The sequence below is a fragment of the Nostoc punctiforme PCC 73102 genome, assembly GCF_000020025.1.
GTDB lineage: Bacteria > Cyanobacteriota > Cyanobacteriia > Cyanobacteriales > Nostocaceae > Nostoc > Nostoc punctiforme.
Window position 1 is genome coordinate 7720723 of sequence record NC_010628.1, and the last position, 14008, is coordinate 7734730.

The window sequence follows — 14008 nt, forward strand, 5'->3', positions numbered from 1 at the left end:
GCGGTTTCATTTTTCTTGAGAAATAAACACAGAGTAAAAATAACACTTTTACCCTGTGAGCATTTATTTCATGAGGTCACTTGCACCCTACAGTCCTAACGCCCTTTGTTTTGTAATCAATATATTAAAAGTAATTATATTTGAATTAATCTGCCTTTTGGTTGGTTTAAATATGCTTTTTTTATATTAAGCTCTATCTTTTTATAGTTTTCTATCTAAAATTAAATTCTTAAAATTGATAGAGATATTAAAATGGATAATTCAATTTTTTACATCGGAGATTTAATGAGTTTTTTCATATCTTATACCAAATTACATCTATGATAAACACAAAAATGTAACTAATTTACCATTAGCTATTATGGTTGACAAAGATATTGATTAATGAAAGCCATAGGTTTCACATTTTAAAGGTTTAAATAGAGGCGATTGCTAAACAATCTTCAGAGCTATTTAATACTTAAGTTATGATACAACACCGACTAATATAATAGATACATTGCTAGCAAAAGTCCAGCGATTTTAAGTAATAAGAGTGGTGGGACATACCTAAAATTGCAGCTATTTGCTTGACGGAAATTTCTATTGAAAGAAGAGACTTACCAAAATTAAATAATCTTCCCTAGTTCTGTTGATTAGTAAACCCCTAGTCAAACTGGTTCCAAGCAAAATTATAATTTTCACTTAAGAATTTTGAGTTAATTAAGTAGTTAATTACTTTGAGGTGCTTATGACTTCTACAAACATCAATTTTTTAGAACAAAGTGTATCAAAATTTCAGAGTTTGGATACAGACGATCGCTTGACTGTCCTAGCCTTACTTTATACTGAAATTGGTGATGAAATTCCGTCTCTATGTCTCAATAATGTACCGAATGAAAAGACTGCGAATTTAGTTGCACAAATTCAAAACCTGCCACAGGCAGAACAGCTTTTTGCTTTGCGTCAGTTGCTAAACCAAGATGAAGTAGGAGAAACAGCAATTCCTACTGAAGAGTACGCTGCAATGAACGCTGATGATAAATTAGGTTTTTGGTATCAATTAGCCCAAAATTTGGGAACTTCAATCATCAATGTACCAGATGACTATATACCTTCTGAAAAAGCTACAGAAGTAGTAGATTTACTTCACACACCAAACATTGAAGATTTAGTGACTTTCTTCAAGCGGGTGCTGTAACAGTTTTGAGTTAAGAAACAAAGGTGGGTCTATACCCCACCTTTGTTTTTAAGTTAATGATTATGGTATCTTCTCCTGAACATTAGTTAAGGAAATTTATCTGTTAAGGCAGCAGGGAGAGAGAAAAAGGCTTAACCCAAGCGTATTGGTATGTGCCTTATTAATTAACTACGCTTGAATGATGAAGTCTGAACCTATCAAAGTCGGCGCACCATTCAGAGTCGCAAATAGACCACCATTGCCAAAACCAGCCGCGCTACCATTTTGGTTATAGAACAACTGTCCACTCACAGCGTCATACACAATTTTCGCCGTGCTGGTCGCTGCTGAAGAAGTAATTTTAAAATCACTGGTATTACTAAAACCCGTTCCCGCAGCAGAAGTAATAGCACTAAAGGTAGTCTTATCCAGGATAATTTTGTCACCTTGGGAGTGTTTAAAATCAGCGATCGCATCTTGACCAACAGCAGCACTGGTAAAGGGAGCATTCGTGTTGTACAAAAATCTGTCAGCACCCGCACCACCTACAAGGGTATCATTGCCTGTACCACCAATGAGAGTATCATTACCAGCGCCACCCCGCAGCAGGTCGTTGCCACTCTTGCCGTCGATTTTGTCATTACCTCCCTGACCATTGACCACATCAGCAGAGTTATCAAAACCCGTAATGTTGTTGGATAGGTCATTGAGGAATGTCACCGTGTTCTTGTTGAACAGGCTAGTTTGAGTGGAATTGGCATCAAAAACATCAAAACTGTCGGTGATGCTAGTTTGCCTATCAAACAGGATATTGCCAATCGCTGGTCTTGCTCCAGAAGCTTTCAGATTATCCAAGTTTTCTAACTGAAAGTTTTGCAGAGTGACTTTGGTATTAGCCACATTTTCAAAGGTAACTTCTAGATTCTTACCATTTTGAGTCAATAGCAGATTTCGGGCAGTTAAGCCACTACCTGTAAATTGCAGTGTGTCAACATTGGCAATTACCTGTGCTGATGGGTTTGTGCCTTTACCAACACCACCAAAATCAGTGATGATGTCATTGCCATCGCTTGGGCGAATTACAAACTTATCTTGACCGCCATTACCTGTTAGGGTATCGTTACAAGCTTTGCCGTCGATAATATTGTTGCCAGATGTGCCTATAAGAGTATCTGCACCAGGAGTTCCTGTCAGGTTAAGAGTGCCGACCCCGATATTTGGCCCCCCAAACAACACATAGCTTTGCCCAGCGCTAATGATGCCGTTGGGTGAGGCAAAAGGTGCGCCTATAATCAGGTCGTCAACGCCATCGTTGTTGATGTCGCCTGCATAACTAACTGAAAGACCTATCGCGTCACCCCCAGGAATGGTGAAACCATTAGTGCCATTCAAGTCAGAGAGGTTGAGGCTACCACTATTGCCTACATTCTTCCCCCCAAACACCACATAGGTTTGCTCACCATCAGGTGCGCCTATAATCAGGTCATCAATACCATCAGCGTTAACGTCTCCCGCATTGCTGACTGAAGAGCTTGAGAAGCTATTCTCAGTAATACCGTTAATGGCAAAGCCATTAGTGCCATTCAAGTCAGAGAGGTTGAAAGTGCCACTATTGCCGACATTCATCCCTCCAAACAGCACATAGGTTTGCCCTGCTTGAATGACACCGTTGGCGGGGGCACGAAATGCCCCAATAATCAGATCGTCAATGCCATCACCGTTAATGTCCCCCCCATTGCTGACTGAGAAGCCTGATTCGTTACCCGCAGCAATGCCGTTAATGGCAAAGCCATTAGTGCCGTTTAAGGAAAAGACATTGAAGATGCCGCCACTGCCGACATTTTTCCCTCCAAAAACCACATAGCTTTGCCCAGCATTCTCGTTGCCGTTGGAGTCGGCTTCATATTTCCCAATAATCAGGTCGTCAATGCCATCATTGTTGATGTCTCCCGCATTGCTGACCAAAAAGCTGTCAAAGTCACCAATGGCAGTAATTGTAAAGCCATTATTGCCATTCAAGTCAGAGAGGTTGAAAGTGCCGCCACTGCCCACATTCTTCTTCCCCAATACCACATAGCTTTTTCCATATCCCCCAATAATTAAGTCGTCAACACCATCGTTGTTGATGTCCCCCGCATTGCTGACCGACCAACCTATGGTGTCAATTTGACCAATACCGGTAATTGTGAAGCCATTAGTACCATCCAAATCAGAGAGGTTGAGGGTGCCGCTACTGGCAACATTCGTCCCTCCAAACACCACATAGCTTTCCCCAGCTTGACCAATGCCGTTACGAAAGGCAAAAGGTGCCCCAATAATCAAGTCGTCAACGGCATCGTTGTTGATGTCTCCCGCATTGCTGACTGACCTGCCTGAGAAGTCAAATTCAGCAATCCCGTTCATTAAAAAGCCATTACTGCCATTTAAGTCAGAGAGGTTGAAGATGCCGCTACTGCCGACATTTGTCCCTCCAAATACCACATAGCTTCGCCCAGCACGATCGTTACCGTTGGGGGAGGTGTAAGGTGCCCCTATAATCAGGTCGTCAATGCCATCGTTGTTGATGTCCCCCGCATTGCTGACCCTGTAGCCTGATTCGCCACCAAAGCCGTTTATAACAAAGCCATTGCTGCCATTCAAGTCAGAGAGATTAAATAATGAGTTAGCCATGATTTTTTCCTATGGTCAGGGAGTAAGCTTCAAAGGCCTAAATTAGAAATTTCGTGTTTTAAACTGAAGTATTGTTATGGAGTGCCAAGTAGAATTTGTGCTACGCTAACCATCTACTAGCTACATTTCTGGTTGTTAGTTTATATTGCTTTTCCAACTGTCACAATCGATTATTTTTTAACTTTAAGAAAAACACACATACTATTTATACAAAAAATATTTTTTATGATGCACAAATATGCCAAATAATGCGCTTTTAATATGGAATTTCTTAATAAAGTAATACAGTAGGGGCGAACAATTTTATGCCCCTACTACAGCAACGAATATTAACTTTCTTTAATCGCTGCTTGATAGCGACCTAGTGCAATTAAAGGAAAGTATTGTTGATACAGATGATATTTAAGATAGAAATAGCAAGGGAAGCCAGTCCCTGTAAAGTTTGCCTCAAACCAAGTACCATCAGGCTGTTGAGTTGCCATTAAATAGCCAATTCCTTGCTCAATAGCCTTAACAGCTAATTTACCAGTTGCTTCACCTGCTGCCAAGAGGCCAATTAAAGCCCAAGCAGTTTGAGATGCAGTACTATCTCCTTTTCCTTTGAGACTGGGGTCATCATAGCTGCGGCAAGTCTCACCCCAACCCCCATCTAGGTTTTGGCATCCCAGTAACCAAGCTGCTCCCCGTTCTATACTGAGTTTGTGCCTTTGAGGATCAATTAATGCCAAGGCTGACAAAACGCCACTGGTGCCGTAGATATAATTTACACCCCAACGACCAAACCAACAGCCTTCGGTTTCTTGTTCGCGTAAAAGATAAGTTAGCGATCGCTCTAAATTATCACTATCAATTGACAAATCACAAGCACCAAGCATTTCTACGACTCTAGCCGTAACATCTGCGGTATTTGGATCGATCATGGCTTTCAAGTCGCCATAAGGGATGGAGTTAAGCCAATCTTGATCGTTGTCCAAATCAAAAGCAGCCCACCCACCAGGTTTACATTGCATAGATGCAATCCAGTTTACCGCCCGTGCGATCGCAGCCTGCTTGATTTTTTCATTGGGAAGTTTCGCCAAATGTAAAGCCATCACCACCACCGCCGAGTCGTCTACATCGGGATAAAACCGATTTTCAAACTCAAAAGCCCAAGCCCCTGGTTTTCCTTGGCGATTTTTTACAGCCCAATCTCCATAATCTAAAATTTGTTTTTGCAACAACCATTCTCCAGCCTTTACCACGGCGGGATGATCTGGTACAAAGCCTGATTCTACTAAGGCACGCATCACCCAAGCTGTATCCCAAACCGGTGAAACACAGGGCTGAACCCGGTAGCTATTATCTGTTTCAATGGCAAAGTTATCAATTGCTTGCAAACCTCGTTCCACAATCGGGTCGCTGCGGTCATAATCCAGACAGCGCAAAGCTAGCATTGAATTCAGCATCGCCGGAATAATGCCGCCCCAGTCGCCTGTCGCTTCTTGCCGTTCTAAAATCCATTTTTCGGCGGCTTTGATACCTTCTTCACGGAAGGGGACTAAATTTAGGCTTTCTGCCCATTTGAATCCTTGGTCGAGGGTGAGGAATAAATCAGTCCAATCGCCACTTTGGGGTAATTCCCACCGGACTCGATCGATACCTTCAGCGTATAGCTCATCTAGGTTGATAGTTGGGTCAGTGATAAAAACAGGTTTGCGATCGCATACAACCAGTAATGGTACTGTACTGGAACGTGCCCAGCTAGACATTTCGTAGATATTAACTGGAAAAGCTTTTGGCAATAACATTATCCAAGGCGGTAGCGAGGGAATACCGCGCCAGTTGTAGCAGCCAATCAAGGCTAAGTGCAACTTGGTAAAAATCCGAGTTTTGCTGATACCACCCCGTTGGAGAATAAAAGCTTGCGCCCGAATCATCGCCGGATCGGTTGCTGGTACACCTAGCAGTCTCAGCGCCATGTAAGCTTCAACTGAAGTGCTAAGTTCTCCGCCATCACCGTAGAAAAGTTCCCAGCCGCCATGCTGTCGTTGCTCTTGACGCAGATATGCTTCAACTTTGTGTAAAGGTCTGGTTTGGTCTGTTCCCCAAATCTTATGCAAAAGGACTGTTTCAGCAGTAATCGTGACATTAGATTCTAACTCTGCCCACCAGTAGCCTGCTGGATTTTGAATCGAAAGTAAATATTGTTGGCTGGCTGCGATCGCTTCTGCAACTTGATTGACTTTTACCCTGTCTTGTGTTTGCATCAAATACTATCTAACCTCACACTCAACACTAGCTATGAATACGGCAATACTATGAAAAATTTTTTCTTTATTGGTAGACATAGTATTGTGTCTGAGTCACTGAGAATTTGCAATAGGTCATGGGTGTAATTGTATTAGGATTGACGCTGTTATCATTGGCAATTTGGTTAGGATTACTGTGTTTTTGGGGACAATTTTGGCGGACAGACCAGCAATTAGAGGTAGAGACGTTGTATAAAACGTCTCTACAATCATTACCTGTGGTTTGTGCCGTGGTTCCAGCGCGTAACGAAGCTGAGTTAATACCAACCAGCTTGCGATCGCTCCTACTCCTAGATTATCCTGGTTCTTTTAACGTATTTTTGGTAGACGATCGCAGTACAGATCGGACAGCAAATTTTGCCGAAGGGGTTGCACACGCTGTAGGTAAACCCCAGCAATTGCATATTATCTCTGGCGAATCACTGCCTGCTGGTTGGTCGGGCAAACTTTGGGCTGTTGAGCAAGGTATAAAAAGTGCTAGTAAATTCGCACCCGACTATTTTTTACTGACCGATGCAGATATCGAACACGATCCTGGTAATCTCCGCCGACTCGTTGCGAAGGCTGTTCAAGAAGATTTAGACTTGGTTTCGGTAATGGTGCGACTCAGATGTGAGAGCTTTTGGGAAAAACTTTTGATTCCGGCTTTCGTGTTTTTCTTCCAAAAACTCTATCCCTTTCGTTGGGTTAATAATCCAAACAATCCCACAGCCGCCGCAGCTGGAGGTTCTATTCTGATCGCCCGTGAAGCTTTAGAACGAATTGGAGGCATTCAAGTGATTCGCCAAGCTTTAATCGACGATTGCGCCCTAGCTCAAGCTGTTAAGAAGAATGGGGGACAAGGGGACAAGGAGACAAGGGGAATAAACAAAATTCCTAGTCAAGGGCGTATCTGGTTAGGATTGAGTAGCTTGACTCACAGTCTACGTCCTTATGACTCGCTAGCGACAATTTGGGATATGGTTGCTCGTACTGCCTATACTCAACTAAATTATTCGCCATTACTACTCTTGGGCACTTTGGTGGGAATGCCTTTGATTTATCTAGTTTCACCTGTGTGTGTAATTCTAGGTATAGTTTGGGGCAATTGGGCGATCGCACTTACGGGTTTATTAGGATGGCTATTGATGACTTTCGCTTACTACCCGACAATCCGCTTTTATAAATGTTCTCCGTGGTTCGCGTTGAGCTTGCCTGCGATCGCGTTTCTCTATACGCTGATGACTTTAGACTCAGCATTACGTCATTGGCAAGGGCGCGGCGGCGCTTGGAAAGGAAGAGTTTACCCCAGTTCGGATAATTTATAGTTAGAATAAAATTAAATTTCGATATCGATAGTGCTAATCTAAATAAAAGTAAGCTGAAAGTGGTTGATTAAAAGAGCTATGACAACCGCAACAACAACAAATAATCCTGTTACTGTCCCCAAAAAGCTGCCTTTTCTGGAGTCAATTTGTTGGCAGACTGCCGATGTGTATCGGTTTACTTCAGAACAAATGCTGAGTCGCTATGAGCGTGGCTGGCAGTATCATAATCTATTTAATAATCTTGAAGGTGAAGAACTCAATTTTGTTCAGGAACTCGCTAGACGCTATAAGTCCTGGTTGCAAGTTTGTTTATGACCTTCAGGTTAGAACACCATAATCAAATTCTCACAGTTCTTGAATCTTTAGATTCGGACATACTTAGGAAGGGTTCTGCTTACTTTGGTGGCGGAACCCTTCTTGCATTTGAGTTTGAAGAATATCGCTGGAGTAAGGATATTGATTTTATTGCTTCTGTTGGTACAGAAGGCTATAAATATTTACGTACAGTGGTATTTGAAGGTGGGCATGAAGCATTGTTTCGTGATTTAAGCAAAATCCAAGTTGGACGTAGCACAACTGACCAATATGGAATTCGGATGATCGTTTTTGTGGATGATATGCCGATTAAAACGGAAATTATCGCTGAAACTCGTTTTCAGCTAGACCCACCAAGATATCCAAAGTGGTCACTCGTCCCTTGCTTAAGCTTCAATGACTGTTTTACCTCTAAGCTGCTGTCAAATTCTGATCGTTACGCGGATGACAGTGTTGAAGCAAGAGATTTGATCGATCTAGCAATTCTTAGGCTGCAATCTCGAATCCCTCAAGCATCAATTGAGAAGGCTGAAAAAGCTTATCAGGTTATGCGCCCTTTGAAAAGAGCGATTGAACTCTTTCAGGGAAGACCTGATTACAGGGAGAAATGCTTTCTCAGTCTACAAGTTGATCAAGCTCAGATACCCAAAATTCTCGATGGTATTGATTTACTCTCAACAGATTTAGGTTTATCTCACACTCCAAGGGCTTTTCAAGAACAACATGATATCTTGGCTGATTTAGAAACACAAATTAAAAAACAAGAAGATTCTTAAAACAGATCGCGTTATCCAATGCCCAATGCCCCATTCCCCATTCCCCATTTCCCATTACCCATTCCCCATTCCTAAACCCTTGAAGCTGTTTGTTTATCACTCGCAGGACTAACAGGCAATGGTTGAGCCGCTTTCAATACCGCATCCAGCAACCCTGGAAATAGCACCTCTAAATCTTCACGCCGTAGTATGTTGATGTGATGTGTCCCTTCTTTACGTGTAAAGACTATCCCAGACTCCCGCAAAATCTTAAAATGATTGGACATTGTAGACTTTGCGATCGCAAAATCGAACTGGGCACAGCATTGTTCCCCCTCAGTGGCCAGCAGTCGCACAATCTCTAGCCGCACTGGATCGCCCAATGCATACAGCACTCCCGGTAAAGAAATATTTTTTCTATCTGGATGATAAAGAAATCTCATAGTTGCATTATCTCATCGAGTGGCATATATTTTTATTATTCGATATTATCGAATAATAGAATTAATTAGGAAGGCAATTTATGTCATCCATTACAAATGTCACAGAAGCCACATTCAAGCAAGAAGTCTTGGAAAGTGAAATTCCGGTCTTAGTAGACTTTTGGGCCCCGTGGTGCGGCCCTTGCCGGATGGTAGGCCCAGTAGTCGATGAAGTTGCTGCGGAATACGAAGGACAGGTGAAATTTGTGAAGCTGAACACAGATCAGAATCCTACTGTCGCCAGCCATTATGGAATTCGCAGCATTCCGACGCTGATGGTTTTTAAGGGAGGTCGGCAGGTTGATACTGTCGTAGGGGCAGTCCCAAAAACCACCTTGAATAAGACCTTAGCACAGCATCTTTAATCTAGGTACTGTTGTGAGAAGCATTTAGTTTCTAGTCTTCTCTAATCAAGGGAGGCAGGAGTCAGAATACACCTGACTTCTGTACAGACGCGATTAATCGCGTCTCTCCCCACTCCTGACTTCTGACTCCTGAATTCTGTTTCAACTAATGGGGAAAGAGCGAAATGGACTTGAAATTGCATGGTAAATCCGCGCTAGTGAGCGGCTCAACCGCAGGTATTGGTTTAGCGATCGCCCAAGCGCTAGCTCAAGAAGGTGCATCAGTAATTGTCAATGGTCGGTCTGAAGAAAGAGTAACCCAAGCGATCGCTAAAATTCAACAAAGTACACCTGAAGCGAAAGTTTCTGGCGTTGTTGCTGACACAAGTACTGCATCAGGGGTAGAGGAACTCTTTCAAAAAGTTCCTCACGTTGATATCCTCATTAATAATCTGGGTATTTATGAGCCAAAAACCTTTTTTGATATTACCGATGAAGATTGGTTAAACATATTTCAGGTTAACGTTCTCAGTGGAGTCCGTTTGAGTCGGCAATATCTGCAAAAGCAGCTAGAGCAAAACTGGGGACGGATAATTTTTATCTCCAGCGAATCTGCGATTCAAATTCCGGTGGAAATGATTCACTATGGCACAACTAAGACAGCGCAACTAGCCATTGCACGAGGTCTAGCAGAAATGACTATCGGGACTGGAGTCACTGTAAACTCCGTCCTCCCCGGGCCAACCCGTTCAGAAGGAGTTGAAGAGTTTATCACCAACCTGGCGCAGGAACGTGGTATCAATCGTGCTGAAGTCGAGGCTGAGTTTTTTCAAAATGTGCGTCCAAGTTCCTTAATCAAACGCTTTGCAACTAATGAAGAAGTAGCTGCGATCGTAGTTTACCTTTCTAGTCCTGTAGCTTCAGCAACTAATGGTGCAGCTTTGCGGGTAGATGGTGGCGTTATTCGGTCAATTGTTTAGTATTTGAACCACATTTCGTAGGCGTACAGTCAACTTAACGTTATAAAGGGCGGTTAGAAAGCGCGTCTACACTAAACTTTACCCACCTGCGTGGGTTAAAAAACTTTGAATTGGAGTAAACAACATGACTACTGAGATCAATTTATTCTCTTCTTACCAATTAGGGAATTTGGAACTCCCTAACCGAATTGTGATGGCACCCTTAACCCGAAACCGAGCCAGTAAGGGAAACGTGCCATACGAACTGAATGCTACCTACTACGCTCAACGTGCTTCCGCCGGATTGATTATTTCTGAAGCAACACAGGTAACTCCTGAAGGACAAGGTTATCCCGCTACACCAGGAATTCATTCACCAGAACAGGTGGAAGGATGGAAGTTAATAACTGATGCCGTACATCAGCAGGGTGGAAGAATTTTTCTGCAACTATGGCATGTAGGCAGAATTTCCCATCCTGACTTACAACCAAATGGAGCTTTACCTGTGGCACCTTCTGCCATTGCTCCTAAAGGTGAAGCTGCAACTTATGAGGGGCCAAAACCCTTTGTTACTCCCCGCGCTTTAGAAACTTCAGAAATACCGCAAATAGTAGAACAGTATCGTCAGGGAGCTGCAAATGCTCTAGCGGCTGGGTTTGATGGGGTAGAAATTCACTCAGCTAATGGTTATTTAATAGATCAATTTCTCCGCGATCGCACCAATCAACGTACAGATAAATATGGAGGTTCCATTGAGAATCGCACCCGATTCTTGTTGGAAGTGACAGAGGCGGTAACTAGTGTGTGGGATTCTAACCGAGTTGGGGTTCGTTTGTCTCCCAGTGGGACTTTTAATGATATAGGTGACTCCAATCCCCTAGAGACATTCGGTTATGCGGCTCAAGCGTTGAACCAGTTTAATTTGGCATATCTGCATATTTATGAGGCAACCGAGGCAGATATCAGACATGGCGGGATAATTGTACCCACCAGTCATATCCGCGATCGCTTTACAGGTACACTCATCGTCAATGGTGGTTATACCCGTGAAAAAGGTGATGCAGTGCTGGCAAACAAAGCAGCAGATTTAGTTGCCTTTGGCACATTATTTATATCAAACCCAGATTTACCCCGACGCTTGGCTTTAAATGCACCACTAAATGAAGCAAATCAAGCAACCTTTTATGGTGGCGGTGAACAAGGATATACAGACTATCCATTTTGGTCGGCTGCTAATGAGGCGGTAGCTAAGGCGTAATTCGTAATTATGACTTCATGACTGTACCTTGCGCGTGCCGTAGGCAAATCGTTTGTTCTGAAACAAGAAATAATTTTTATTTTTGTTTCGGGAATAAATAGATTTGCTTGTATCCTAATTACGTTAGCGCCACGCAAAGCGAGTCTGCGTTAGCTTTTAGCGTCTCGTAGAGAACGTAATTACGAATTATTTGGTCATAACTCAACTATCAGGAGAATCTCATGAGTTCCATCACCCAAACCATACCTTTAGATGTACCCAGTGCGATCGCTCAACGTCGTTCAATCAAAACTTTTAAAGCAGACCCCATTGCCCCAGAACTGCTCAAGCAACTGGTAGAGTTAACCGTGGCAGCGCCCAGTAGTTATAATATCCAGGACTGGCAAATTATTCTCGTGCAAGATGAGGCGCAAAAGGCAGCATTATCAGCAGCATCGTGGAATCAACAGCAAATTGTTCAAGCACCTGTAACCTTCGTTTTTGCCGCCGATCCTAACGCAGGCGAACAAAACTTGGCCGCGATTTTGGAGCGTGCAAGTGAAACTGGAGCATGGAATGAAGGCACGGTAAACTATTTTAAAACCGCCATCCCACAATTTCAAGCTGGGTTAGGCGACAAACGACGCGAATATGCAATCAAAGATGCCATAATTGCTGCTACTCATTTGGTGTTAGCAGCAGAAAGTTTGGGATTATCCACTTGTTTTATGAACGGTTGGATTGAGGATAGGGTAAAACAAGTGATTGGTGCTGGGGATAATCCAGATTTAGCGATCGCTGTTTTAGTTCCCGTTGGCTATGCAGCCGAACCACGCTTAAATCCAGGTCGTTTACCATTCTCTTCTAACGTCTCTGTGGATAGAATCGGTAATCCTTATGCAGGGTAGCTTTCCTTAAATTGGGCATAAAGGAAGAGGTAAAAGAGTCGAGTTCTGAGCCTCATTAATGGAGTTCAAAAGCTCATTGACGAGGCTTTGAGGTTCATCAACGAAGCTCTAGGACTCGTGAATGACTATTAAAGACCCATTCACGAGTCCCATTTATACCTACTCGATAAATTATAGATATTGATTTCTGCTCCACCACTCCCAATACCGTTCGGTTAAGACAAGAGACGCTATGAATCGCCGTCTCTACAATAATCTGCCACCACTCCCTACTCATCATGTCCCTAGCCTCCTTCCTAGCGCGTCGTTCGTTCCACTATGGTTGGCTCGTTGCAGGTTTAACATTCCTCGCCTTACTCGTTGCAGCCGGAATTCGCTCTGCTCCCGGAGTTTTTATAGTGCCTCTCGAACAGGAGTTTGGCTGGAGTAGAGCAACTATATCTTTAGCAATCTCTATTAACTTAGTACTTTATGGACTGATTGGCCCTTTTGCCGCCACAGTTATGGAGCGAATCGGCATTCGCCAAATGATGGTGTTTTCACTTGCTGTCATTGCTCTCGGTGTCGGTTTAACTACTTTGATGTCAGCATCTTGGCAGCTAGTTTTGCTGTGGGGTGTAGTTGTCGGTTCTGGTAGCGGAGTTATCGCCCTGGTTTTGGGCGCTATTGTTGTCAATCGCTGGTTTTTTGAGAAGCGGGGTTTAGTTCTCGGCATCCTAACCGCCAGTACAGCCACGGGGCAACTGGTATTTTTGCCTATGCTGGCCTCAGTAGCCGATCGCTTTGGGTGGCGAACTGCGGCTTTGGCTCTGACTGGTGCAGCACTTTTAATTATTCCAGCGATCGCAGCCTTTATGCGCGATCGTCCGGCAGATGTTGGTTTGCGACCCTTTGGCGACAACAGCGAGACTGTAGAAATATCACAGCCTAGAGCAAATTCCATCAGCTCTACCCTCAACGCCCTCTGGCTGGGAATGCGTAAGCGCGATTTTTGGCTGTTATTTGGTAGCTTTTTTATCTGTGGCGCCAGCACAAATGGGTTAATTGGAACTCATCTGATTCCCGCTTGTATTGATCACGGTATTCCTGAAGTCAAAGCTGCGGGTCTTTTGGCAATCATGGGGCTATTCGATTTTTTTGGAACTACTATGTCTGGTTGGCTCTCTGACAGATGGAATAATCGCTACTTATTGTGCTGGTACTACGGGCTGCGGGGTTTGTCTTTGATTTTCTTGCCCTTCAGTTTCAACTTTTCTTTCTATGGACTTTCTATTTTCGCCGTCTTCTATGGACTTGATTGGATTGCTACCGTACCACCGACAGTCCGTCTTGTTGCCAATGCCTTTGGTAAAGAAAATGTCGGCGTGATGTTCGGTTGGATTGTCGCAGGACACCAGCTTGGTGCAGCCACAGCAGCTTTCGGAGCCGGAGTGTTAAGAACTTGGACGGGTAGCTATTTACAAGCGTTTATTTTATCAGGTATTCTCTGTCTGATTGCCGCAGTTGGTGTATTGCAAATTGGTCAAACTCCCACTAAAGGCGATTCACAACTATCTTCAGTCACGCTCAATTCTTAATCTATGA

Annotated in this window: 13 protein-coding genes; 9 read left to right on the top strand and 4 right to left on the bottom strand. The window is 43.4% G+C overall.

All coding sequences use genetic code 11. The annotated features are described in order from the left end of the window. Window positions 1–730: 730 nt before the first annotated feature. On the top strand, window positions 731–1180 hold the full coding sequence (locus NPUN_RS31715) for an orange carotenoid protein N-terminal domain-containing protein (RefSeq protein ID WP_012412467.1): 450 nt from the start codon (window positions 731–733) through the stop codon (window positions 1178–1180). A 168-nt stretch (window positions 1181–1348) separates the two neighbouring features. Here the strand turns inward: NPUN_RS31715 and NPUN_RS44320 are convergent, their stop codons facing one another. Next, window positions 1349–3829, bottom strand: a complete 2481-nt coding sequence (locus NPUN_RS44320) for an FG-GAP repeat protein (protein ID WP_012412468.1) — start codon at window positions 3827–3829, stop codon at window positions 1349–1351. 329 nt (window positions 3830–4158) lie between these two features. Further along, on the bottom strand, window positions 4159–6075 hold the full coding sequence (gene shc, locus NPUN_RS31725; RefSeq protein ID WP_012412469.1) for a squalene--hopene cyclase: 1917 nt from the start codon (window positions 6073–6075) through the stop codon (window positions 4159–4161). Between the two features lie 119 nt (window positions 6076–6194). Between shc and NPUN_RS31730 the strand changes: the two genes are divergently transcribed. The 3 genes from NPUN_RS31730 (at window position 6195) to NPUN_RS31740 (ending at window position 8515) form a co-directional block, all read left to right on the top strand. After that, window positions 6195–7424: a glycosyltransferase gene (locus tag NPUN_RS31730; protein ID WP_012412470.1), complete on the top strand. Its 1230-nt coding sequence runs from the start codon at window positions 6195–6197 to the stop codon at window positions 7422–7424. Between the two features lie 78 nt (window positions 7425–7502). Next, complete coding sequence (locus NPUN_RS31735) at window positions 7503–7739, top strand: hypothetical protein (protein WP_041565757.1); 237 nt, start codon at window positions 7503–7505, stop codon at window positions 7737–7739. Beyond that, entirely contained in the window at window positions 7736–8515 is a 780-nt protein-coding gene (locus tag NPUN_RS31740; RefSeq protein WP_012412471.1) for a nucleotidyl transferase AbiEii/AbiGii toxin family protein, read from the top strand. The genes NPUN_RS31735 and NPUN_RS31740 overlap by 4 nt, the downstream gene beginning before the upstream one ends. A gap of 71 nt (window positions 8516–8586) precedes the next feature. Here the strand turns inward: NPUN_RS31740 and NPUN_RS31745 are convergent, their stop codons facing one another. Further along, complete coding sequence (locus NPUN_RS31745; RefSeq protein WP_012412472.1) at window positions 8587–8937, bottom strand: ArsR/SmtB family transcription factor; 351 nt, start codon at window positions 8935–8937, stop codon at window positions 8587–8589. Window positions 8938–9017: 80 nt separating this feature from the next. Here NPUN_RS31745 and trxA point away from each other — a divergent pair, with 80 nt between their 5' ends. The 4 genes from trxA to NPUN_RS31765 all read left to right on the top strand — a co-directional run bounded on the left by trxA (window position 9018) and on the right by NPUN_RS31765 (window position 12424). Further along, window positions 9018–9341 (top strand): thioredoxin, encoded by a 324-nt coding sequence (gene trxA / locus NPUN_RS31750; protein ID WP_012412473.1) that lies wholly within the window; start codon window positions 9018–9020, stop codon window positions 9339–9341. Window positions 9342–9505: 164 nt separating this feature from the next. Continuing rightward, the gene (locus NPUN_RS31755) at window positions 9506–10300 is read left to right on the top strand and encodes an SDR family NAD(P)-dependent oxidoreductase (RefSeq protein ID WP_012412474.1); all 795 of its coding nucleotides are present in this window, start codon (window positions 9506–9508) and stop codon (window positions 10298–10300) included. A gap of 124 nt (window positions 10301–10424) precedes the next feature. Beyond that, entirely contained in the window at window positions 10425–11537 is a 1113-nt protein-coding gene (locus tag NPUN_RS31760; protein WP_012412475.1) for an alkene reductase, read from the top strand. A 221-nt stretch (window positions 11538–11758) separates the two neighbouring features. Then, window positions 11759–12424, top strand: coding sequence for a nitroreductase family protein (locus tag NPUN_RS31765; protein ID WP_012412476.1), 666 nt, complete (start codon window positions 11759–11761; stop codon window positions 12422–12424). Between the two features lie 97 nt (window positions 12425–12521). Here NPUN_RS31765 and NPUN_RS42270 read toward each other — a convergent pair whose 3' ends face one another. After that, entirely contained in the window at window positions 12522–12704 is a 183-nt protein-coding gene (locus tag NPUN_RS42270; RefSeq protein ID WP_167315686.1) for a hypothetical protein, read from the bottom strand. On the opposite strand from NPUN_RS42270, the gene NPUN_RS31770 reads away from it, so the two are divergent. After that, entirely contained in the window at window positions 12703–14001 is a 1299-nt protein-coding gene (locus tag NPUN_RS31770) for an MFS transporter (protein ID WP_012412477.1), read from the top strand. The genes NPUN_RS42270 and NPUN_RS31770 overlap by 2 nt on opposite strands. Window positions 14002–14008 lie beyond the last annotated feature (7 nt).

Excerpts from the sequence above, each read along its gene's own strand:
- NPUN_RS31715 (WP_012412467.1), top strand. The coding sequence starts at position 731 with ATGACTTCTACAAACATCAATTTTTTAGAACAAAGTGTATCAAAATTT.
- NPUN_RS44320 (WP_012412468.1), bottom strand. The coding sequence starts at position 3,829 with ATGGCTAACTCATTATTTAATCTCTCTGACTTGAATGGCAGCAATGGC.
- shc (WP_012412469.1), bottom strand. The coding sequence starts at position 6,075 with ATGCAAACACAAGACAGGGTAAAAGTCAATCAAGTTGCAGAAGCGATC.
- NPUN_RS31730 (WP_012412470.1), top strand. The coding sequence starts at position 6,195 with ATGGGTGTAATTGTATTAGGATTGACGCTGTTATCATTGGCAATTTGG.
- NPUN_RS31735 (WP_041565757.1), top strand. The coding sequence starts at position 7,503 with ATGACAACCGCAACAACAACAAATAATCCTGTTACTGTCCCCAAAAAG.
- NPUN_RS31740 (WP_012412471.1), top strand. The coding sequence starts at position 7,736 with ATGACCTTCAGGTTAGAACACCATAATCAAATTCTCACAGTTCTTGAA.
- NPUN_RS31745 (WP_012412472.1), bottom strand. The coding sequence starts at position 8,937 with ATGAGATTTCTTTATCATCCAGATAGAAAAAATATTTCTTTACCGGGA.
- trxA (WP_012412473.1), top strand. The coding sequence starts at position 9,018 with ATGTCATCCATTACAAATGTCACAGAAGCCACATTCAAGCAAGAAGTC.
- NPUN_RS31755 (WP_012412474.1), top strand. The coding sequence starts at position 9,506 with ATGGACTTGAAATTGCATGGTAAATCCGCGCTAGTGAGCGGCTCAACC.
- NPUN_RS31760 (WP_012412475.1), top strand. The coding sequence starts at position 10,425 with ATGACTACTGAGATCAATTTATTCTCTTCTTACCAATTAGGGAATTTG.
- NPUN_RS31765 (WP_012412476.1), top strand. The coding sequence starts at position 11,759 with ATGAGTTCCATCACCCAAACCATACCTTTAGATGTACCCAGTGCGATC.
- NPUN_RS31770 (WP_012412477.1), top strand. The coding sequence starts at position 12,703 with ATGTCCCTAGCCTCCTTCCTAGCGCGTCGTTCGTTCCACTATGGTTGG.
- NPUN_RS42270 (WP_167315686.1), bottom strand. The coding sequence starts at position 12,704 with ATGATGAGTAGGGAGTGGTGGCAGATTATTGTAGAGACGGCGATTCAT.